At 36.8% G+C, this 22,999-nt stretch carries 22 protein-coding genes and 1 riboswitch; of the genes, 7 read left to right on the top strand and 15 right to left on the bottom strand.

All coding sequences use genetic code 11. The features are described 5' to 3' along the window. Window positions 1-199: 199 nt before the first annotated feature. Together MKY00_RS01925 and rlmD are read right to left on the bottom strand one after the other, a co-directional pair. Window positions 200-1,189 (bottom strand): tRNA dihydrouridine synthase, encoded by a 990-nt coding sequence (locus MKY00_RS01925; RefSeq protein ID WP_000566692.1) that lies wholly within the window; start codon window positions 1,187-1,189, stop codon window positions 200-202. A 96-nt stretch (window positions 1,190-1,285) separates the two neighbouring features. After that, on the bottom strand, window positions 1,286-2,662 hold the full coding sequence (rlmD, locus tag MKY00_RS01920) for a 23S rRNA (uracil(1939)-C(5))-methyltransferase RlmD (RefSeq protein WP_016716326.1): 1,377 nt from the start codon (window positions 2,660-2,662) through the stop codon (window positions 1,286-1,288). A gap of 121 nt (window positions 2,663-2,783) precedes the next feature. After that, a riboswitch (purine riboswitch) is annotated at window positions 2,784-2,885 on the top strand. A 201-nt stretch (window positions 2,886-3,086) separates the two neighbouring features. Here rlmD and MKY00_RS01915 point away from each other — a divergent pair. From MKY00_RS01915 to MKY00_RS01905, 3 genes are all read left to right on the top strand, one after another. Next, complete coding sequence (locus MKY00_RS01915; protein WP_001200497.1) at window positions 3,087-4,283, top strand: NupC/NupG family nucleoside CNT transporter; 1,197 nt, start codon at window positions 3,087-3,089, stop codon at window positions 4,281-4,283. 175 nt (window positions 4,284-4,458) lie between these two features. Further along, window positions 4,459-5,541: a polysaccharide deacetylase family protein gene (locus tag MKY00_RS01910; protein WP_016716325.1), complete on the top strand. Its 1,083-nt coding sequence runs from the start codon at window positions 4,459-4,461 to the stop codon at window positions 5,539-5,541. A gap of 116 nt (window positions 5,542-5,657) precedes the next feature. Beyond that, window positions 5,658-6,887 carry an aminopeptidase gene (locus tag MKY00_RS01905; protein WP_000007360.1) on the top strand — a complete coding sequence of 410 codons (1,230 nt, stop codon included), beginning with the start codon at window positions 5,658-5,660 and terminating at the stop codon, window positions 6,885-6,887. Window positions 6,888-6,927: 40 nt separating this feature from the next. Here the strand turns inward: MKY00_RS01905 and MKY00_RS01900 are convergent, their stop codons facing one another. The 10 genes from MKY00_RS01900 to MKY00_RS01855 form a co-directional block, all read right to left on the bottom strand. Next, on the bottom strand, window positions 6,928-7,251 hold the full coding sequence (locus MKY00_RS01900; RefSeq protein WP_000263262.1) for a DMT family transporter: 324 nt from the start codon (window positions 7,249-7,251) through the stop codon (window positions 6,928-6,930). A gap of 47 nt (window positions 7,252-7,298) precedes the next feature. Further along, the gene (gabD, locus tag MKY00_RS01895) at window positions 7,299-8,750 is read right to left on the bottom strand and encodes an NADP-dependent succinate-semialdehyde dehydrogenase (protein ID WP_000358112.1); all 1,452 of its coding nucleotides are present in this window, start codon (window positions 8,748-8,750) and stop codon (window positions 7,299-7,301) included. Further along, on the bottom strand, window positions 8,743-10,110 hold the full coding sequence (locus MKY00_RS01890; RefSeq protein ID WP_000225163.1) for a sigma-54 interaction domain-containing protein: 1,368 nt from the start codon (window positions 10,108-10,110) through the stop codon (window positions 8,743-8,745). The genes gabD and MKY00_RS01890 overlap by 8 nt, the downstream gene beginning before the upstream one ends. Before the next feature lie 116 nt (window positions 10,111-10,226). Next, entirely contained in the window at window positions 10,227-11,591 is a 1,365-nt protein-coding gene (gene gabT / locus MKY00_RS01885; RefSeq protein ID WP_029141037.1) for a 4-aminobutyrate--2-oxoglutarate transaminase, read from the bottom strand. A gap of 154 nt (window positions 11,592-11,745) precedes the next feature. Next, complete coding sequence (locus tag MKY00_RS01880; RefSeq protein WP_016716323.1) at window positions 11,746-12,489, bottom strand: HAD family hydrolase; 744 nt, start codon at window positions 12,487-12,489, stop codon at window positions 11,746-11,748. Window positions 12,490-12,627: 138 nt separating this feature from the next. After that, window positions 12,628-13,533, bottom strand: a complete 906-nt coding sequence (locus MKY00_RS01875) for a diacylglycerol kinase (protein WP_000977677.1) — start codon at window positions 13,531-13,533, stop codon at window positions 12,628-12,630. Between the two features lie 469 nt (window positions 13,534-14,002). Beyond that, window positions 14,003-15,430: an Asp-tRNA(Asn)/Glu-tRNA(Gln) amidotransferase subunit GatB gene (gatB, locus tag MKY00_RS01870; protein WP_001047674.1), complete on the bottom strand. Its 1,428-nt coding sequence runs from the start codon at window positions 15,428-15,430 to the stop codon at window positions 14,003-14,005. Between the two features lie 14 nt (window positions 15,431-15,444). Beyond that, entirely contained in the window at window positions 15,445-16,902 is a 1,458-nt protein-coding gene (gene gatA, locus MKY00_RS01865) for an Asp-tRNA(Asn)/Glu-tRNA(Gln) amidotransferase subunit GatA (RefSeq protein WP_000051445.1), read from the bottom strand. A 15-nt stretch (window positions 16,903-16,917) separates the two neighbouring features. Then, on the bottom strand, window positions 16,918-17,208 hold the full coding sequence (gene gatC, locus MKY00_RS01860) for an Asp-tRNA(Asn)/Glu-tRNA(Gln) amidotransferase subunit GatC (protein ID WP_000086999.1): 291 nt from the start codon (window positions 17,206-17,208) through the stop codon (window positions 16,918-16,920). Window positions 17,209-17,349: 141 nt separating this feature from the next. Continuing rightward, window positions 17,350-17,586: a YiaA/YiaB family inner membrane protein gene (locus MKY00_RS01855; RefSeq protein WP_001254396.1), complete on the bottom strand. Its 237-nt coding sequence runs from the start codon at window positions 17,584-17,586 to the stop codon at window positions 17,350-17,352. A gap of 231 nt (window positions 17,587-17,817) precedes the next feature. Here MKY00_RS01855 and MKY00_RS01850 point away from each other — a divergent pair, with 231 nt between their 5' ends. The 4 genes from MKY00_RS01850 (at window position 17,818) to MKY00_RS01835 (ending at window position 20,269) form a co-directional block, all read left to right on the top strand. After that, entirely contained in the window at window positions 17,818-18,300 is a 483-nt protein-coding gene (locus MKY00_RS01850; protein WP_000942476.1) for a MarR family winged helix-turn-helix transcriptional regulator, read from the top strand. 77 nt (window positions 18,301-18,377) lie between these two features. Further along, entirely contained in the window at window positions 18,378-19,559 is a 1,182-nt protein-coding gene (locus MKY00_RS01845; protein WP_002026876.1) for an ArsA family ATPase, read from the top strand. Continuing rightward, a complete protein-coding gene (locus MKY00_RS01840) occupies window positions 19,552-19,743 on the top strand; it encodes a DUF3926 domain-containing protein (protein ID WP_000544085.1) in 192 nt (63 codons plus the stop codon). The genes MKY00_RS01845 and MKY00_RS01840 overlap by 8 nt, the downstream gene beginning before the upstream one ends. Window positions 19,744-19,801: 58 nt before the next feature. Then, window positions 19,802-20,269 (top strand): HXXEE domain-containing protein, encoded by a 468-nt coding sequence (locus tag MKY00_RS01835; RefSeq protein ID WP_016716322.1) that lies wholly within the window; start codon window positions 19,802-19,804, stop codon window positions 20,267-20,269. 174 nt (window positions 20,270-20,443) lie between these two features. On the opposite strand, the gene MKY00_RS01830 is transcribed toward MKY00_RS01835, so the two are convergent. From MKY00_RS01830 to MKY00_RS01820, 3 genes are read right to left on the bottom strand one after another with little or no spacing between them, the layout of a single operon-like run. Continuing rightward, window positions 20,444-21,286 carry a MetQ/NlpA family ABC transporter substrate-binding protein gene (locus tag MKY00_RS01830; protein ID WP_000721591.1) on the bottom strand — a complete coding sequence of 281 codons (843 nt, stop codon included), beginning with the start codon at window positions 21,284-21,286 and terminating at the stop codon, window positions 20,444-20,446. A gap of 20 nt (window positions 21,287-21,306) precedes the next feature. After that, window positions 21,307-21,972, bottom strand: a complete 666-nt coding sequence (locus MKY00_RS01825; RefSeq protein WP_001261859.1) for a methionine ABC transporter permease — start codon at window positions 21,970-21,972, stop codon at window positions 21,307-21,309. After that, the gene (locus MKY00_RS01820) at window positions 21,962-22,981 is read right to left on the bottom strand and encodes a methionine ABC transporter ATP-binding protein (RefSeq protein WP_016716321.1); all 1,020 of its coding nucleotides are present in this window, start codon (window positions 22,979-22,981) and stop codon (window positions 21,962-21,964) included. Before MKY00_RS01820 ends, MKY00_RS01825 begins: the two co-directional genes overlap by 11 nt. Window positions 22,982-22,999: the final 18 nt, after the last annotated feature.

Here is a 22,999-nt window from a genome sequence, read left to right as displayed (position 1 = left end):
CGTAATAAAGTGAAACTTTATTTAATAAGTGGGGGTTTTGTTCATCCCCCACTTATTATTAGTTGAACCAATCAGGCTTTTATGGGCAGTCCGACCCCCACCTAACTTCTTTGCTTCCGCTGAATTTTGAGGTGGGGGTCTTACTGCTCGTTAATGCGGGATAAAATTGCTACACTCCATCCCTTCTAACTTTCAAAAGTTACACAGTTTCACTCCCCTGTGTCTCACTAACACTCGCCTCAAACTGATTAAGCAATGTACGCACTTCATCCGTCGACTTCGTACTCATCAACTGATTTCTCAATTCAGCAGCTCCAGGGAAGCCTTTTACATAAATTTTGAAGAAGCGATGTAGTCCTGTGATAGAGCGTGGTAATACTTCTGCATATTGATCTTGAAGATCGAGCTGTAGTCTTAAAAGATCTAGATGTTCTTTACTACTATGCTCTCTTGGTTCTTTTTCAAAGGCAAATGGATTTTTAAAGATGCCTCGTCCAATCATAACACCATCAATACCGTATTTTTCAGCAAGTTCCAGCCCAGTTTTACGGTCAGGAATGTCTCCGTTTATCGTTAGGAGCGTATTTGGTGCAATACGATCACGTAATTTTTTAATCTCCGGAATTAGCTCCCAGTGTGCATCTACTTGGCTCATCTCTTCTCTTGTACGTAAGTGAATAGAAAGGTTTGCAATATCTTGTTTGAAAATATGCGTTAACCAATCTTCCCACTCACTTAACTCTTTAAAGCCAAGTCGTGTTTTTACGCTGACAGGCAATCCGCCTGCTTTTGCAGCTTGAATAAGTTCTGCCGCAACGTCTGGACGTAGAATAAGGCCACTACCTTTTCCTCTTGATGCTACGTTCGGTACAGGACAGCCCATATTAATATCAATGCCTTTAAATCCTAACTCTGCCATACCAATACTCATTTGACGGAAATATTCAGGATTATCTCCCCAAATATGTGCCACCATTGGCTGTTCATCTTCTGTAAAAATTAAACGACCACGTACGCTTTTCATACCTTCTGGATGACAATAGCTATCTGAGTTTGTAAACTCTGTGAAGAATACGTCCGGACGACCAGCTTCACTTACTACGTGACGGAAAACAACGTCTGTCACATCTTCCATTGGTGCAAGTACGAAAAATGGTCGTGGTAAATCACGCCAAAAATTATCTATCATTTCAAATTCAAATCCTCTCACTATGAATACAATTTCAAACTCTCAATAAACCAAAAAGCAGATGGTATAGTTTTTCCTATATCAACTGCTTTCCTATTATACCAACTTCATCCAAGCTACACACTCCACATGAGTCGTATGCGGGAACATATCAACAGGTTGTACTTCCTGCGTCTTATATCCACCTTCTTCTAGTACTTTTAAGTCACGTGCTAATGTTGCTGGGTTACATGATACGTATACGACGCGTTTTGGTTTCATGTCGATGATTGTGTTAAGTAGTGCCTCATCACAACCTTTACGCGGTGGATCTACGACCATTGTGTCAGCGATTACGCCTTCTTTATACCATTTTGGAATAACTACTTCTGCTTCTCCTACGCCAAATTCAGCGTTTGTCATGTTGTTTAGTGCTGCGTTACGCTTTGCGTCTTCGATCGCTTCTGGGACGATTTCAACACCGTACACTTTTTTCGCTTTTTGTGCTAGGAATAAAGAGATTGATCCAATTCCACAATAGGCATCAATTACTGTTTCATTGCCATCTAATTTTGCATATTCTAACGTTTTATCGTATAACACTTTCGTTTGTTCTGGGTTTACTTGGTAGAATGAACGTGCTGAAATCGCAAATTTAATATCGCCGATAAAGTCATAAATATATTCTGATCCGTACAGTACTGTCGTTTTGTCTCCGAAGATTACATTTGTACGTTTCGGGTTTACGTTTTGAACAATTGATTTTACTTCTGGGAATTTCGTAGCAATTTCTTCAATGATTGCTTTTTTGTTTGGCAGTTCTGCTGTACGAGTAATGAAGACAAGCATAATCTCCCCTGTTACTTGTCCGTAACGAGCCATTACGTGACGAAGTGTTCCTTTGTTACGCTCTTCGTTGTACGCCGAAATACCGTGTTTTTCACAAATACGTTTTACTTCTTGAATCAATGTATCGTTTTCTTCTGCTTGAATTAAACATGATTCCATATTAATAATGTCATGCGTTCCTTGACGATAGAAACCAGCTACAAGTCCGCCTTCACGTTCTCCAATTGGTACTTGTGCTTTATTACGGTATACCCACGGATTCTTCATGCCGAGTACAGGGTGAACAGGAACATCGCTTAGTCCTCCGATGCGCTGCATAACGTCGCGTACTTGTTTTTCTTTCGCTTGTAATTGTCCTTCATATGTTAAATGCTGAAGCTGACAACCGCCGCACTGATTGTACACTGGGCATTCGGCATCTTTACGATATGGGCTCTCTGTATGAAGCTTCATTAAACGACCGAATGCGAAGTTTTTCTTCACTTTAATAATTTTAATTTGCGCTTCTTCACCTGGTAATCCGTTCTTAACGAAAATAGGATAGCCTTTTACTTTCGCAACACCGGCACCATCATGTGTTAAATCTTCAAATACTACATCTATAAACTCGTTTTTTTCAACTGGTGGCGTCATTTTTGTACTCATTTTCCGACCTCTCTTTTTCATAACACTGCGTTACATTTTATCATACTTATATGGTCTATTTCTATTGGAAGAAAAAAAGCTATTGACGATAGTTCTCTGTTAATGTTACGCTACTACTAATTTAATACGGACGATGTTACCTCATATATACTCGATAATATGGATCGAGAGTTTCTACCCGGCAACCTTAAATTGCTGGACTATGGGGAAAACTAATGAATATTAGACCATGTGCAAAAAGGACTCATATTGATTAGCTTTCTCTCATAGATGAAAGTGAATCCATATGGGTCTTTTTTTATTTCCATTTTTCTAAAAGGTCAGACATCTTACGTATGACATAAAACCTCTTTGTTTTATTTTTAGTAATACAACGAGCGTTTTATGTACAAACTTTATACGAACTTCTGAAAGGGGCAACTACATGCAATATGTAATGAGCATTATCGGTATTCTTGTCGTTTTAGGTTTATGTTTTGCTTTGTCAAACAACAAAAGTAAAATCAACTTCCGTGCAATTGCTATTATGATTGGTTTTCAAATTTTAATCGGTTGGTTTATGTTTGGCACAAAGATTGGTCAACAAATCATTATTTTCATTGGTAAAGTTTTCAACAAACTAATTAAACTTGGTACGACAGGTGTTGATTTTCTCTTTAATGGAATTCAAAGAGACTTTGTCTTTTTCTTAAACGTACTATTAATTATCGTATTCTTCTCAGCACTACTTTCTATCTTTAGTTATTTAGGTGTGTTACCATTCATCGTTCGCGTTGTCGGCGGTGCGATTTCAAAAATTACTGGTTTACCACGCGTTGAATCGTTCCATGCGGTAAACTCTGTATTCTTCGGTTCAAGTGAAGCGTTAATCGTTATTAAAAATGATTTACAACATTTCAATAAAAACCGTATGTTTATCATTTGTTGTTCTGCAATGAGCTCAGTTTCTGCTTCTGTTACAGCATCATACGTAATGATGTTAGATGCAAAATACGTACTAGCAGCTCTTCCGCTAAACTTATTCTCAAGCTTAATCGTTTGTTCGTTATTAACACCAGTTGATACGAAAAAAGAAGACGAAGTGATTCAAAAATTTGATAGAACGCTATTCGGAGACAGCTTTATCGGTGCGATGATTAACGGCGCGCTTGATGGTTTAAAAGTAGCTGGTATCGTTGCAGCATTAATGATCGCCTTCATCGGTGTGATGGAAGTTGTAAACTACGTAATTAGTGCAGCTTCAGGGGCAATGGGACATGCTGTTACGTTACAACAAATCTTCGGTTACGTACTTGCTCCATTCGCATTCTTAATGGGGATTCCAGCTCAAGATATTATCCCAGCTGGCGGAATTATGGGTACGAAGATTGTATTAAACGAGTTTGTAGCAATCCTTGATTTAAAAGGTGTTGCAGCAACATTATCTCCACGTACAGTTGGAATCGTTACAGTATTCTTAATTAGCTTCGCAAGTATTAGCCAAATTGGTGCGATTGTTGGTACAATTCGTGCTCTTTCTGAGAAACAAGGAAGCGTCGTATCGAAATTTGGTTGGAAAATGCTATTTGCATCAACACTTGCTTCTATTTTATCTGCGACAATCGCTGGATTGTTTATTTAATAAAAAATCACCTTACTCGTTGAAGTAAGGTGTTTTTTTTATCTATTGTTACTTTTCTCATTCCATACATCTTCTTCAAATGCTATGATGAACAAGGGTATGTCCCCACCTCTCTTACAGCGGTGGGGATTTTAAATATAAATATGTAACATAATACACAATAGAAGGTGATTTTATGAGAAAATATGTTGCAATCGCTTTATGCACCTCTGCCATTCTAGCAGGTTGTAATACTAGCAATGTAAACCAGGAACCTAAAAAAGAGAAAAAGGTTCAAGAAACTAAGAAACAAGCAGATACTGTGCAAGAACAAGGTAAAATTTCTTATCAGCCCATTACACACGAAGCTACAAATACTACCATTCATATGACAGATATAAAAGATGCTTTAACTGAAGTACAATATAAAATTTGGCGTACTGCTGATGGAAGGGAACACACTAAATCTTTTTCTTCTAAAGAAAAGGAGAAACAGTTTACACTTCCTTTTGATATAAAAGAATTTGAAGGAAAACGCGGTGAGTTTCAAATTGAAGCAATAGGTATAAAAGAAGATGGGAAAACCATTCCACTCACAAAATCTGCTATTACTTTCGAGCAAAAAGTTCCCGTTCTTATGTACCATGCAATCGATGATTATCACGGACAAGGCATTAAAGACTTATTCGTATCACCTGCTAACTTTGAAGCCCAAATGAAATATTTAAAAGACAACGGCTATACATTACTAACTTTTGAACGTTGGGGTGATATTAATAAAGTAAATAAACCTATCTTTGTTACATTTGATGACGGTATGAAAAATAATATGAATGCATTCCATGTTTTACAAAAGCTAAAAGACGATACATTTAAACCGGCGGCAACAGAATATATGATTGTTGATAACGTTGATGTAGAAGGATCACTGTCTACTTCTGAAATAAAAGAAATGGTCGATTCCGGCATTTTCTCAGTGCAATCTCATACAGCGACGCATGCAGACTTACCGAAAATTACAAACTATGAAGAGGAATTAAAAGGATCAAAAGAAAAGTTAGAAAAAATAACAGGTAAGCCCGTTATCGCAGTTGCTTATCCATTCGGTCATGTAGATGATAAAGTCGTTGCAGAAACGAAGAAATATTATCAATTTGCGACGACAACAAAACCCGGAAAATTCATTACAAAAGGTGAACCCGATGAATTGTTAAAAATGAAGCGTGTTCGCATACACCATACGACGACCGTAGAACAGTTTGCTTCTTCGATTCAATAACGATGAGGGCTCAATATATTTTGAGCTCTCTTTTTACGCTATATTTATATATATTTTTTGAATTTTCTTGTATTATATATAGTAAGAAATCTTTCAAATTAAAGGAGATTATACATATGTCATTTGAACAAACGTTAGAGAAATATGCTGCCCTTGCAGTCAATGTTGGTGTTAATATTCAACCAGGACAAACATTATCAATTAGCGCACCTCTTGAAGCTGTACAATTTGTACGCCTCGTTACAGAAAAAGCATATAAATCTGGTGCAAAACACGTATATGTGGATTGGAATGATGAGACGTTAACACGCTTAAAGTTTGATCTAGCTCCTGAAGAAGCATTCGCTGAGTTCCCATCTTGGAAAGCACACGCTCGTGAAGAATTAGCAAAAGAAGGCGCTGCATTTATGTCTATTTATGCAGAAAACCCTGATTTATTAAAAGGTGTAGAACCAACGCGTATCGCAACAGCTCATAAAGTAGCTGGTGAAGCAATGAAAGTATACCGTGATTACGTACAAGCTGATAAAGTAAGCTGGTGTGTCATTTCTGTTCCTACGAAAGAATGGGCTGCGAAAGTATTCCCTGACGTTGCACCAGAAGAACAAGAAGCAAAACTATGGGATGCTATTTTCAAAGCGACTCGTGCTGATTTAGAAAATCCTGTGGAAGCATGGAAAGAACACGATAAAACATTACATACAAAAGTTGATTACTTAAACGAAAAGCATTATAAAGCTCTTCACTATACAGGTCCTGGAACAGATTTAACGATCGAACTTCCAGAAAAACATGTATGGGCTGGTGCTGGTAGCTTAAATGAAAAGAACGTACCATTTATGGCGAACATTCCAACTGAAGAAGTGTTTACAATGCCACTTAAAACAGGTGTAAACGGCCAAGTATCTAGTACAAAACCGTTAGCATTTGCAGGTAACATTATCGATAACTTCACGTTAACATTTGAAAACGGACGTATCGTAGATTATAAAGCTGAAGTTGGAGAAGAAGCTTTAAAACATTTAGTAGAAACAGATGAAGGTTCTCACTTCTTAGGAGAAGTAGCTTTAGTACCTCATGATTCACCAATTTCAAACACAAATATTTTATTCTACAACACGCTATTTGATGAAAACGCATCTTGCCACCTTGCAATCGGAAATGCTTATGCATTTAACTTAGTTGGCGGAAAAACGATGTCTAAAGAAGAACTTGCTGAAAATGGCGCAAACGCTAGTATTACACACGAAGATTTCATGATTGGATCAGCTGAGCTTGATATCGACGGCATTACTGCTGATGGCAGACATGAGCCAATCTTCCGTAAAGGTAATTGGGCGTTTTAACAAAAGCAAAAGGCTATCTTCCGCACTGGAAGATAGCCTTTTATGATGCAGATGAAACCTTAAGCCCAATGACACCCAAAACAATAAAAAGAATACAAAATGCTTGAAATAAACTAATATGCTCTTTAAAAAAGTACACACTAATGATTGTAATAAGCAATGTTCCAACGCCAGACCAAATAGCATAAGCAATACTTAAATGGATCTTTTTCACAACGATGGCGAACACGCTGAAACAAATTCCATAAAACACGAAAATCAGTACACTCGGAACAAGCTTTGTTAAACCATTTGATAGTTTCATCGCAATTGTTCCAGCTACTTCAAAAATAATTGTAACAAGTAATAATAGCCAATATACCATACTAGAATCTCCTTCTCTGTTAACTTATAGAGATTCTAGTATACTACTTATAGTCCCAATGAAATATATTTAATTTCTAAATATTCCTCGATGCCGAAATGGCCTCCTTCACGACCGATACCACTTTCTTTAAATCCACCGAATGGTGCTTGTGCAACTGATGGAAGACCGTCGTTTAGACCGATAATACCGTACTCTAACGCTTCGCTAATTTGGAATGCTTGACTAATATCTTTCGTGAAAATGTACGCTGCTAAACCGTATGGCGTATTGTTTGCACGTTCAATTACTTCTTCAACCGTTTTAAATTTCGCAACAGGTGCAACTGGTCCAAATGTTTCTTCATTCATACAAAGCATCGTATCATTCGCCAATCCAATTACAGTTGGTTGCATAAAGTGTCCGTCTAGCTCTGCAACCTTTTGACCACCATATAAAACTGTTCCACCTTTTTGAATAGCATCTTCAATATGTTCCTGTACTTTCGAAACTGCATTCTCGTCAATAAGTGGTCCTACAGTCGTTCCGTCACCGAAACCGTCTCCTACTTTCAACTGCCCTACTGCCTTTTGAAACTTCTCTGCGAATACTTCGTAAACTTCTTCCTGAACAAATACTCGGTTTGTACATATACACGTTTGTCCTGCGTTACGGAATTTCGAACCGATTACTGCCTCTACTGCTTTATCTAAGTCTGCATCATTCATAACAATAAACGGTGCGTGACCACCTAACTCTAGTGAAACTTTTTTCATCGTTTGTGCAGCACTGGCCATTAACTCTTTCCCAATTTCCGTTGATCCTGTAAAGGAAACTTTTCGAACACGTCCATCTTCCATCCACGTATCAGCAATTGCTTTTGCACTACCTGTTACAATGTTTATTACACCTTTAGGAATGTCCGCTTCATGAGCTAATTCAGCTAATTTCAACGCAGTTAACGGCGTTTGACTTGCAGGTTTTACAACCGCTGTACAGCCTGCTGCAAGCGCCGGAGCTACCTTTCTCGTAATCATAGCAGCAGGGAAGTTCCAAGGCGTAATAGCTGCCATAACTCCGACTGGTTGCTTCATAACTAAAATACGTTTATTTGGATGAGAAGCAGGAATCATTTCACCATACACGCGTTTTCCTTCTTCTGCATACCATTCGACAAAACTATTTGCATAATTCACTTCACCAAGCGCTTCTGCAAACGGCTTTCCTTGTTCTCTCGTCATAATCGCTGCAATCTCTTCTTTATTTTCATCGATAAGTGTAAACCATTTTTTTAATTTCACTGCACGGTCTGCCGCTGTTAACTTAGACCATGATTTAAAAGCTTCATGTGCAGCATCAACGGCTTGCTTTGCCTCAGTTACCCCACCCTTTGGTACAGTCGCAAATATTTCCTTCGTTGCTGGATTATTTACTTCGATTTGTTCTTGCAATGTAATCCACTCACCATTTATATACATCGCCTTTTTCTCTACATTTACAAACGTCGCTTTTTTATCCAATGTTCTCTTCCTCCTCTATAAGTTTCTTTATTTTCCTCGTGGCAGCAGATTGACTTATTTTTAAAAACTCCGCTACTTTATAACTCGATCCATATGTTTTATATGCTTTCAAAATAATATTCCGTTCTACTTCTTCTAACATTTTATAGAGACTTTGACCAGACTGTTCAACTGTTGATTCTTGCATCGCTATTGGCAAATCCTCTATCGTAACGATATCATCAGCAGTTATAACAATTCGCTCAATCACATTTTCAATTTCTCTATTATTTCCTTCCCACGGGTAACCAACAAACATTTGCAATGTGCTAGGCGCTAATTTTACATTCCGACCATATTTCTCGTTAAAGTGTTGTAAATAATGATAAATAAGTGGCAAAATGTCTTCTGTTCTTTCCCGTAGTGGCGGGATTACAATGGGAATGACATTCAGACGATAATATAAATCTTTCCGAAATGTTCCTTGTTTCACCATCATACTTAAATCTCTATTTGTTGCCGCTACAATTCTAACGTCCACCTTTTTTAATTCTCTTCCGCCTATAGGGCGAAACGTTTTTTCTTGCAACACTTGCAAAAGCTTCGCTTGAATTTCAAGCGGCATTTCACCAATTTCATCTAAGAAAAGAGTTCCTTTATGCGCTGATTCTAATAGCCCCTTTTTCCCTTCACGATTCGCACCTGTAAAAGATCCGCCTGAGTATCCAAAAAGCTCTGATTCAATTAAATTCGTTGGCAATGCCGCACAGTTAATTTCATAGAAACTTTCATTCTTCCGGTTACTCACTTCATGTAAATGACGCACCAATCGACTCTTTCCTACTCCTGTCTCACCTAAAACGAGAACAGTACTATCTACCACGGATACTTTCTTAATTGTCTCGACTATTTTTTGCATAGCGATACTTTTAAAAATAAGTCCTTCATGTTCATATGTTTCTCTTAATTCTTTTTTATATGTTTTTAACTGATTATCCATTTCTTCTACCTTTTGACGTAATTGATAGAGTTCTGTAAGATCACGAGAGTAACTGATCACCCTTCTTAAATTGCCCTCTTCATCAAAAACAGGCCTTGTACGAACGTGTAAATACTCTCCTGATTTTGTCGTTTGAACGAGTTCAATCGGTCTCTTTTTTTCAATTACTTCTAACGTTGCCGATGGATAAAAGATACCATCCTTCTGCAATTCTTTTACATGTTTACCTACTAACTCTTTAGCAGCCAATTGATAGTGCCTTTCACATGTACTATTTACACGTACAACGATTCCCTTTTCGTCAGTCACAAAAATTTCGTCAAACGCATATTCAAATACATCTTGTAAATCCATTAACACTCGTTCCTTTTCTGCAACCATCCTAGCCACCCCTAACTTCCAATCCGTCGATTCACTTCACTACCTTTATTATAAAGTGAATTTTCTGGATTTTATATAGAGTCAGCTAGAATGTTTGCTGTTTTATTATTTAACTTTTAAACACGAGCAATATTTGCTTTCTCATAACAGGCTTGCAATGATTCTTCAATGATTGTTAATCCTTCTTCAAGTTGCTCATCTGTAATCACTAATGGCATTAGCACACGAATAACATTACCGTATGTTCCTGCTGATAGTAGAAGTAAGCCGCGTTTATTTGCTTCTGCGCATAAATTAGCTGTTAACGTTTTATCAGGTGCTTTCGTCTTACGATCTTGAACGAGCTCAAATGCACACATTGCTCCTAAACCGCGCACATCACCGATGCAATTATATTTATTTTTCATCTCTTCGAATCGGTTTATTACGACCTTTCCTAATTCTATCGCTCTATCATTTAAATTCTCTTTTTCTATTACATCAAGTACTGCTAATGCTGCCGCACATCCTAGCGGGCTTCCTGCATACGTTCCACCAAGTTCTCCTGGTGCAGACTCATTCATAATTTCTTTGCGCCCAATAACACCACTAATCGGTACACCAGCACCTAATGATTTAGATACCGTAATTAAATCCGGAACGACATCATAATGATCAATGGCGAAATATTTTCCTGTACGGCTAAATCCAGTTTGAATTTCATCCGCTACAAATAAGATGCCGTGTTCTGAACAAATATTGCGTACTTCTTGCACAAACTTCTTACTTGGGACGATAAATCCACCTTCCCCTTGAACAGGTTCCATTACAACAGCTGCAATCGTTTCTGGTGCTACTTCTGATATGAAGAAATTCTTAAACTCTTCAATCATAAAGTTATCGTACTGCTCTTCCGTTAATCCTTCTGGGCGACGGTATTCATACGGAAATGGCGCTTTATAGACTTCAGGCGCAAATGGACCAAATCCAAATTTATATGGTTTTACTTTACTTGTCATTGTCATTGTCATTAATGTACGCCCGTGGAATCCTTTAGAAAATGCGATAATACCAGGTCTTTTTGTATATTTACGAGCGATTTTCACAGCGTTCTCGACTGCTTCTGCACCACTATTTAAAAATAGTACTTGCTTATCAAAACTTCCCGGCGCTAATGCCGCAAGTTTTTCTGCTAATTCAATATATGGCTCATACATCATGACATTAAAGCCAGTATGAATGTATTGATCTACTTGTTTATGGAGCGCTTCTTTAACAGCTGGGTGACAATGTCCTACGTTAATTGTTCCTATCGCTCCAGCGAAATCAATGTACTGATTACCATCAACATCAGTAACAAGAGCACCATTTGCAGATTGTACAAACGTTGGGATGCCGTTACTTACTCCTTTTGGTACTATATTTTGGCGGCGTTCTAGTAAAGACGCTGCTTTCGGTCCAGGAATTTGTTCATTTACTTTAGCAAATTTTTTTGTATTCATTACGTACCCCATCCTTTTCTTTACATTGTTTTCTCTTTTCATTGCAAAATGTATGCCAATATTCTTTTTCAGTATTCATCCTACACACCTTCTATTTCGCCATAAAAAATAAGTCTATAAAGACTCATTCAGAGTCTTTATAGACTTATTTTTCTTACACATTAGACTTTCCTTTTTCCCAAACAAACTCACCTGAATGAGAAATAAAGTCCCCAACAGATTGTACTACTAAATCAGCAAGTGGTTCTAATGTTTGACGATTCCCTGTACCAGATAGTACTCCAATTGCATAGCAATCACCATTTTTCGCTAAATATAAATCAGTCGGTGTATCCCCAACGACCGCTACTTCACATGCCTTTAAATGAAACCTCTCACAGAAGGATTCTATAATTCTTTTATCTGGTTTTTGTGCCGCAAATGTATCTGAAGCTACAACATAATCAAAAAAGGTCTCTAATTGATACTGTTTTAAAAATAATTCTGTCGGTGCGAAATCATCAGCTGTAACAACACCTAAAATAAATCCTCTATCCTTTAAGCTTTGTAAAATTCTCGGTAAATCTGCCGTCATTTTCATGTAAGAACGATGCTCGTACATAAGGGCAAACAGTTTTTCACTTACCCATTCATGCAATTCCTCTTCCTTAGATGACGTAATATACTTACAAAGCCCCTTTGCCACATCAAGGCTTGTTCCTGCCGCTATTGCGCTACGTGGGTGAACAAATACCCCATCCACACCGATCTCTTTTAATAAAGTCGGCTGCATTGACTGTGGCAGTTGGTATAATTTTATACATTCAGCCACAAGTTCTTCAGCCACTTTTATCCAAATTGAATGAAAATCCATTAATGTCCCATCTTTATCAAATAGTATTGCTTTTACTTTCTCCATAACACCCCACCTCTCATCTCTTATCTCCTCCAGTGTATCAATAAAGTATGGATATAAAATAAACGAATTGTAAAAATACCATAAAAATCAAACTAACTTCAAATTTACAATTCTTCTATATAATAAAAAAGGATGCCTTTACAGGGCATCCTCTTGATGTTCAGGAACAAATAGTTCCAGACAATGATACATATTTTCGAATTCCATCGGTGCATCTCCACCATATTCACCATCTAAATTAATCATTAGTTTATCTGGTGAATGCACTTTAATTCGGTTCGCTTGTGTGTATAGTACTTTTGGATTGTTAATATGTTCACCACGCTGCGCTTGTGTTGCAGCTTTAATTAAGTCGGCAATGGAACCTTTTTTCAGCACTAATAAATCAAATAAGCCATCGTTAATCGATGCATATGGTGCTACCTTTTCAAAGCCGCCCACTGAACGAGTATTCGTAATTAAAAACATCGTAATTTCTTCTTGTAGTAATTTTCCATCATACTCAATTTCAACATATGTTGGATGTAGTGATGGTAGCATTTCGATACCTTTTAAATAATAAGCAAGTTGTCCTAATACAGTCTTTAGCTTACTTGGTACTTCATATGTTAATTCTGTAATACGACCGCCACCAGCGATGTTAATAAAATATGTATCGTTTGCTCTACCAAGGTCTAATGGCACAGTTTTTCCTTCACAAATAATATCCGCCGCCTCTTCAATAGAACGAGGTACACCGATTGCACGTGCAAAGTCATTTGTTGTTCCAACTGGAATAATTCCAAATTTCGGACGGAATTCATGACCAACTAGACCGTTTACGACTTCATTTAACGTGCCGTCACCACCAGCCGCAATAACAACATCAAATTTACGCTCTACAGCTTGCCTCGCCGCCACAGTTGCGTCTCCAGGACCCGTTGTCGCATGACAAGATGCTTCATATCCAGCTTGTTCTAATTTTTGTAATACTTCCGGTAAGCTCTTCTTAAATAGCTCACGCCCAGAAGTAGGATTATAAATAATTCTTGCTCGCTTCATCATTTATTAGCACAGGAAATTTCTTTATGTATCGACAAAGAACATACCGAACTTCTATTCAGTATTCCCGTGCCTACCTCCTCTCATCTTCCTATCCTTCTTTTATCTCGCTCAAACAGGCAGTAAGAACCCGATTCGTGTAGCCCATCAAAAGTAAATATTCATTTCAATGGTTTTGTTTTATTTGACAAAAAATTTATGTCCATCTATTTCTTCACAACAATTTACATATAACGAATAATAATTATCTATTATTTCATGAGATGAAAAAACCTCTATGTCTAGATTTATCATTATTCCCACCTTTTTGCAACTATCATACCATAGTTGCTATACAAACATTTTTCCACTTTTGACAGTTAATCAAACGTTTGTTTAAATAATTTTCTCTCATTTAAACAAACGTTTGATTAACCTAGAAAAACACCCATGTACGGGTGTTTTTCTGCTTAATCTTTAAAAGTTACTACTATTATCGCTTATTAATCTCTTCAAGTAAGATTTTGTTAACAAGCGGTGGATTTGCTTGTCCTTTTGTAGCTTTCATAATTTGACCAACTAAGAAGCCAATTGCACGGTCTTTACCGTTTTTAAAGTCTTCGATAGATTGCTCATTATTATCAAGAATTTCTGTTACAACTTTACGAAGTGTACCCTCGTCAGAAATTTGAACAAGGCCTTTCGCTTTAACGATTTCTTCTGGGTCTCCACCTTTTTCAATTAATTCGTTAAATACTTTCTTCGCAATTTTAGAAGAAATTGTACCTTTTTCAATTAATTGAACCATTTTAGATAAACCAGCAGGCGTTAATGCAACGTCTTTTAATTCTTTTTGTTGTTTGTTTAAGTACGCAAGCACTTCACCCATTAACCAGTTCGATGTTAATTTCGCATCAGCACCATCTGCAACAGTTGCTTCAAAGAAATCAGACATTTCTTTCGTTAATGTTAATACGTGTGCATCATAAGCCGGTAAGCCTAATTCTGCAACGTAGCGAGCTTTACGTGCATCTGGAAGTTCTGGAATAGAAGCACGAACTGCTTCTTTCCACTCATCGTCGATGTAAAGTTCAACTAAGTCCGGCTCTGGGAAGTAACGGTAATCATCAGATCCTTCTTTCACACGCATTAAGATTGTTTTCTTCGTTGCTTCATCATAACGACGTGTTTCTTGTTGGATGATACCACCAGATAATAATTCTTTTTCTTGGCGAGCTTGCTCAAACTCAAGACCTTTTTGTACGTAAGTGAAAGAGTTTAAGTTTTTCAGTTCCGCTTTTGTACCGAACTTCTCTTGTCCAACTGGACGAAGGGAAATGTTCGCATCACAACGCAAGGAACCTTCTTCCATCTTACAATCAGATACGCCAGTGTATTGAATGATTGATTTTAACTTCTCTAAGTATGCATATGCTTCTTCTGGCGTACGCATATCTGGCTCAGATACGATCTCAATCAAAGGCATACCTTGACGGTTGTAGTCTACTAATGAGCCGTCAGCTGTATGCGTTGATTTACCAGCATCTTCTTCTAAATGAAGACGTGTAATACCGATACGTTTCTTTTTACCGTCTACTTCAATTTCAATCCAACCATTTTCACCAATTGGCTTATCAAACTGAGAGATTTGGTAAGCTTTCGGATTATCTGGATAGAAATAGTTTTTACGGTCAAACTTCGTTTCTGTTGCGATTTCACAGTTTAATGCCATTGCAGCTTTCATTGCAAAGTTAACTGCTTCTTTATTTAAAGTAGGAAGTACTCCTGGGTATCCTAAGTCAATTACACTTGTTTGTGTATTTGGTTCCGCTCCGAATTCTGTTGGACTCGCAGAGAAAATTTTCGAATTTGTTTTTAACTCAACGTGAACCTCTAAACCAATAATTGTTTCTAAATTCATCTATGCTCGCCTCCTTACAGACTTGCTTTTTTTGTATGATGGTCTGTTGCTTGCTCAAACGCATGTGCAACGCGGTAAATTGTCGCTTCATCGAAGTGTTTACCAATGATTTGTAAACCAAGTGGCATGTTGTTAGCACCGAATCCACATGGAACAGAAATCGCTGGAACACCTGCTAAGTTTACTGGGATTGTTAAAATGTCATTTGCATACATTGTCATTGGATCATCAACTTTTTCGCCCACTTTAAATGCCGGAGTTGGCGTTGTTGGTCCAATAATAACATCGTAGTTAGCAAATACATTTTCAAAGTCGTTTTTAATTAATGTACGTACTTGTTGTGCTTTTTTGTAATATGCATCATAGTAACCAGAGCTAAGAGCAAATGTACCAAGCATAATACGACGTTTTACTTCATCACCGAAGCCTTCGCTACGTGTGTTTTTGTAAAGATCCATTAAGTTATTCACATTATCAGAACGAACACCATAACGTACGCCATCAAAGCGTGAAAGGTTAGCTGATGCTTCAGAAGAAGATAATAAGTAATACGTTGCTAGAGCGTATTTAGAGTGTGGAAGAGATACTTCCTCCCAAGTTGCGCCCATACCTTCTAATACTTTTAAAGCAGCTAGTACTGACTCACGAGCTTCTTCGCCAACACCTTCTCCTAAGTATTCTTTCGGTACAGCAATGCGTAAACCTTTAACGTCGCCTGTTAAACCAGCTAAGTAGTTTCCTACTTCAACGTTAGCAGAAGTTGCATCCATACGGTCAAGACCTGAAATAGCTTGTAATAAGTATGCATTGTCTTCTACTGTACGTGTAATCGGTCCGATTTGATCAAGTGAAGATGCAAATGCTACTAATCCGTAACGAGATACACGTCCGTAAGTTGGTTTTAAACCTACAACGCCGCAATATGCAGCTGGTTGACGGATAGAACCACCCGTATCAGAACCTAGAGAGAATAATACTTCTCCTGCTGCTACAGCTGCTGCAGAACCACCACTAGATCCGCCTGGAACGTAATCTAAGTTCCACGGATTTTTCGTAGCGTAGAAACCTGAGTTTTCATTTGAAGAGCCCATTGCGAACTCGTCCATATTTAATTTACCGATTGTAATTGTGTCAGCAGCTTTTAGCTTTTGCACAACTGTCGCATCATAAATTGGATCGAAGTTTGCTAACATTTTGCTTGCACAAGTCGTACGAAGACCGTTAGTTACAATGTTATCTTTAACACCGATTGGCATACCGAATAATAAACCATTATCTTCAGCACCAATTTTCGCATCTAATTCTTTCGCTTTCGCGCGTGCGTTTTCTTCATCTAATGTAAGAAAAGCTTTTACGTTATCTTCAACATCCGCAATACGTTTGTAAGATTCTTCTACTAAATCCGTAACGGAAATTTCTTTGTTGTTTAATTTCTTATGTAACTCTGATACTGAATGATCAAATAATGACATCGAAATTCCCCTCCTCTATTCTAATACTGCTGGAACACGGATTTGATTATCTTTGTGATCCGGTGCATTTTTTAATACTTCTTCAACTGGTAAACCTTTTTCTGGTACATCTTCACGCATAACATTTTTCATAGTTAATACATGAGTTGTTGGTTTTACATCTGTTGTATCTAATTCATTTAACTGTTCTGCAAATGTAACAATTGCATCTAGTTGTTTTTGAAATTTTTCTGCTTCTTGATCAGTAATTGCAAGACGTGCTAAATGTGCTACGTGCTTTACATTCTCAACGGAAATTCTTGACACGGCTAGGCCACCTCCATAATATATCGTTCAATCTACAATACTATTGATGATACCAAATTTTCAGTACTTCAAGCAAGTCAACACACGGCACTTACAGCATTTTTACATAAAAAAAGAAAGGCAAACGCCTTTCTTTACGATTTACTCTTTATCTAACGGTTTATTTTTCGGAAATCTCTCGTTATCTTCTTCATTATCACGAATTGTTTTTTGTAATACAAAACAAGACATCGTTAAAAATAATGTTCCAAGTAAATAATATCCTTTTACACTAAGCGTTTCATCTAGCGTATAAATTCCAATTAGCATACCTGAAAGCGCGCAAACAAATGAAGTCCATGCTAAAAACGTGAACGCTTGCGTATTACGTCTTCTCATCGTTCTCCCCCTCGTTAGCTGTACATCCATTATAGATAAGTATATTTACCATGATGGATTTTTATGTAAATTCTAGTTTACTATTTATAAATCTATCACAAAAAAATATTATTTTAAAGATAGTTTTCTTTCTAATCTGAAAAAACAGTTAAAAACATTGACATTTATTTCAATTCTACATAAAATAAAAATAAATATTACGAACCTCGAAATATACGGGAGTGGAATTAATTGTTGCAATACGAACATTTTTTAGACTTACTGCTAGATAACGCCAAGAAACTTTTCTATCCTGAAGAATGGGTAAGCTTAGATTTAACACTTTCTAAAACTGAAGTATTTTGTTTACTTTGGATGGAGCGAAATACGGATATTACAATGACAAAAATCGCTGATCTTCTTGATATACCGATGAGTACAACGACAGGTGTTGTAAATCGCCTTGTAAAAAAAGGATATATTGAAAGATACCGTGATGAAAACGACCGACGCATTGTATTAATTCGTTTAACAGAAAACGGTGTAATGCTCGTTCAAGAAGTAAAACAAAATGCAGCCCATTATTTTAACCTAGTGACCGAAGCATTATCGGAAGAAGAAAAAGCATTTTTACTACAAATCTTCCAAAAGATTATGAATCACATTGCTACATCACAGCAAAAAACAGAAGAAAAGGTTTCTGCACCTAAAATGAAAAACATTCCGATTGAATAAAAACCTTAATAGGGTTTTTATTCAAAAAAATATTTCGTTACTCGTAATATTCGATGCTCGAAACAAAGGGGATATGAATGATGAGAATTATTTTGTATACAGGTAAAGGCGGCGTAGGAAAAACTAGCATTTCAGCGGCAACTGCACTTCAAAGCGCAAAACAAGGATTAAAAACTTTAGTAATGAGCACAGACCCAGCTCATAGTTTAGGAGATTCATTTGGTATAAAACTATCTTCTGAACCATTAGAAATTCGTGAAAACCTATGGGCACAAGAAATTAATACAATTTATGAAATGGAAAAGGGCTGGGGAAAGTTACAGAAATATATTACACTACTTTTCACTTCCAAAGCAGCTGATGATATTACAACCGAAGAGTTAACGATGTTTCCCGGTATGGAAGATTTAATTAGTTTACTTCGCGTACTCGATTATTATAAACAAAACACATATGACGTTATTATCATTGATTGTGCTCCAACAGGAGAAACATTAGCAATGCTCAGTTTTCCAGACATGCTCGGCTGGTGGATGGAAAAACTCTTCCCTATTAAAAGAAAAGTTTTAAAAGTTGTTCGCCCTGTAGCTCAACCACTTCTTGGTGTCCCCCTTCCAACCGATGATATTATGGACGAATTAACAAATACACTTGAACAACTTGGAGAAATGAGAGATATTTTATCAAACCGAGACGTAACAAGTATCCGCATCGTTGTAAATCCCGAAAAAATGGTCATTAAAGAGGCTCAGCGTAGCTTTACGTATTTAAATTTATACGATTATAACGTAGATGCGATTATGATTAACCGCGTCATCCCTAACACTGTCATCGATCCTTATTTTCAAGCTTGGAAAGATACTCAAAAGAAATATAAAACATTAATTCAAAATAGTTTTGATCCACTTCCTATTTACGAAGCTCCAATGTTTGAACAAGAAGTTGTTGGCTTACCTATGTTAGAACGCGTTGGAGATGCTTTATTTAAAGAAGATTATTGTCCTACTGAAGTAAAATTTAACGGTCGCACTCAATATGTAAAAAAAGATGGCGATGAGTATATTTTCGTTCTGTCCATTCCCTTCTCTAACAAAAGTGAACTTGCATTAAATCAAAAAGGTGACGAGCTTATCATTCGTGCTGGTTCTGTTAAACGAAACATCACATTACCCAAAACGTTAACACACCTTTCTATTCAAGGAGCAAAATTTGAAGATGATGTACTAAACATTCGTTTTGGAGGTGTCGTGCATGCATGAGGAATTAATAAGGAAGGTAATTCGTACAAAAATAAAAATGGGTATGCATATATTAGAAGAGTTACCTGCACCCATCCAGCAATCAGCTAAGCAAATACTAAATATTTTACAAGAGGAGCTAGCTGCTTATCCGAAAGAACAAGGGCATCATAAAAATAATTTAAAAAATATTATAATCGAATGAATATCTCTGGATAGAGGGCCTTTTTAGGCTTTCTATCTCTATATTGGAGCGATGTAAGTTGTTTAAAAAACATTCCACTATTATGCTTTGGATGATTCCCTTGTTATTTCTCATTCATAACCTTGAAGAATCTTTCCAAATGCCACAATATCTTGCTAATCAATTTTCAATTACTTTTATAACTAGCCAACAATTTTTCATTGCAATTTCTGTATTAACTCTCTTTGTCTTACTTATCGTCTTTCTATATCAACTAAACTTCTTGTCTTCTATATACTGGATTATTTTTATACAAGGAGCTATCTTCTTCAACTCTGTTCAACATATTATTTTGTTTTTTATTTACAGCTCCTATAATCCGGGCGTAATATCAGCTGTTTTCATTGTTATCTTTTCTATTTTCTTTTTTTCATCCCAAAAACACTTAATTCAAAAAAAGCAATTCGTAATTACACTCGTGTTCAGCTTATTTTCTTACCCCATTATAATTTGGATTACCTTACTACTTGCTAGTTGCTTTCAGTAATAAAAAAGACCAGGAAAACTCCTGGTCCATTACTCTACTTAACAAACATTGGATTCTATGTTATACAGAATTGGAAGGTACAGAATTAGGGTTTGTTTTGTTTGTTAAGTAGATTATATGTTGAACGAACTAACAGCGGAGGGGTTCCTTCTGTTAGTCCATTAAACCCAATCATTATTTTACGATCTTTTCAAGCTCATCAAGTGAAAGATCTACTGAAATGGAACCATCATTTGTTTCTTTCTTAATTGCCTCTGTTACTTCTTTTGAATGATATAGTTCAATTACTTTTTTCAGTGTTGGATCATCTTTATCTTTCGTACGAGCTGCGAAAATATTAATATATGGCTTCGCATTTTCATTCTTTGGATCTTCTAAGAAAATTGGATCCTTAGCTGGATCTAATCCAGCTTGACCAGCAACACCGTTATTAATAACTGAAGCTGCAACATCTTTTAATACACGAGGTGTTTGCTGTGCGATAACCGGTGTAATTTTTAATTTCTTCGGATTTTCAGCAATGCCGCTTGGATCTCCAAATAAGCCAAAGTCTTTCTTAAGCTTTAATAACCCAGCTGCATCAAGAAGTTTTAATGCACGTGCTTGGTTCGTTGGATCATTGGGAATCGCAATTTCAGAACCATCTGGAATTTCATTTGCTTTCTTATGTTTTTCAGAGTATAAACCCATTGGTGCAATTTGCGTTGTACCAACAGCTGTAATATCTAATTTATGCTCCTTTTTAAATTGCTCTAAGAAAGCAATATGCTGGAATGAGTTTAATTCAATATCTCCATCAGCTAACGCTTTATTTGGTGTTGTGTAATCAGAGAACTCAACCAGTTTAACTTTAATCCCTTCTTTTTCAGCTTTTTCCTTTACAATTTCCCAAGCGTTTCCATCCGTTCCAGTTACACCAATGCGAACTGTTTTCTCTTTTGTTCCTGCATCTGAGCAACCGCTTAACGCTGAAACCCCTACAATCGCTGATAATGCAAATGCTAAAATTTTCTTCATTTTCTTTCCCCTCTTTCTTTTTATGATCTGCGTAAAAAGACTTTCGCAAAGTAGTTTCCTAAATTTTGAGCTAACTGTACGAGAATAATAAGTAAAACGACCGTTACGAACATAACTGATGTATCAAAACGTTGATAACCATATGTCATTGCTAAGTCACCAAGACCGCCACCACCGACAAGCCCAGCAACTGCAGAAAATTCAATTAAACCAACTGTCATAAATGTAACACCTAAAATTAATGGCGCTAACGCTTCTGGTACAAGGATTTCAAAAACAATTCTAATTGGTGAAGCACCCATCGCTTGAGCTGCTTCGATTACCCCTTTCGGAACAGAAACAAGATTTGTTTCAACCATTCTAGCAATACCGATTGATGCAACTAACGTCATTGGGAAAATTGCTGCCGCCGTTCCAATCGTTGTTCCAATAACACTTCTTGTTAGCGGACTTAAAGCTACTAAGAAAATAATGAATGGAATCGGACGAATTGTATTAATAATGATATTAAGAATAGAAAAGACCCATTTATTTTCTAAAAAGTTTCCTTTTCTCGTTACATATAGAAGTAAACCTAGAGGTATACCAAGAATTGTAGCGAATATAAGGGTTACAATTACCATTAAGAGGGTATCCCCCGTTGCATCTAGTATGCGCGGCCAAAATATACTCCAATCAACTCGCATGAGCTTCTACCTCCTTCAGCTGCACTTGCAGTCTTAGATGTTGTAATGCTTTTTGAATTTCCCTCTGTTCACCTTGCAATTCTACAAGAAGATTTCCAAATAGCACATTTTGAAGTTCAATAATATTTCCGTACAGTACATTTACATCGACATTATAGTTTTTTGCGATATATGATAGTACTGGCTGTCCTGTCTCCTCGCCAGTAAATGTTAGACGATAAATCTTACCACCATTTTGAATTTTTGCTAAAACACTTTCCGGTAAATGATCATTAATAACAGAACGTACAAAGTTTTGAGTCGTCTTTGTTTTTGGTTGTGTGAAAACATCAAACAGTTTTCCTTCTTCAATAACTTTTCCTTTCTCCATTACAGCTACACGGTGACAAATTTCTTTCACAACATGCATTTCATGTGTAATAAGAAGAATTGTTAAGTTGTATTCTCGATTTACTTTCTTTAATAAGTTCAAAATTTCTGTCGTTGTTTCTGGATCTAAAGCTGATGTTGCTTCGTCACATATAAGAATATCTGGTGATGTTGCGAGCGCTCTAGCAATACCAACACGCTGCTTTTGTCCACCTGATAGCTGCTCTGGGTAATTGTTTGCTTTATCTTCTAACCCTACAAACTTCAGCAATTCATTTACTCTTTCTTTTATCTCATTCTTTGGTACTTTCGCTAACTTTAATGGATAAGCAATATTCCCAAATACTGTTCTTGAATTAAATAAATTAAAACTTTGAAAAATCATCCCGATTCTTTGTCTTAGCTTCCGTAATTCTTTCGTCGATAATGATGTAATCTCTTTATCATCTATTGAAATCGTTCCTGCCGTTGGTCTCTCTAACATGTTTACTAGGCGTAATAACGTACTCTTTCCAGCGCCACTAAAACCGATAATGCCAAAAATTTCGCCTTTCTCAACTGATAATGTTACATCCTCCACCGCATGAACAGATTGCCCACCTGTTTCATATACTTTACTTACATTGTTAAAAGAAATCATTTTTTCCCCTCCTATATG

Origin of the sequence: Bacillus sp. FSL R9-9834 (genome assembly GCF_038006905.1) — a bacterium.
Taxonomy (GTDB): domain Bacteria; phylum Bacillota; class Bacilli; order Bacillales; family Bacillaceae_G; genus Bacillus_A; species Bacillus_A pacificus.
This window is presented reverse-complemented; position numbering and strand designations above follow the sequence as displayed.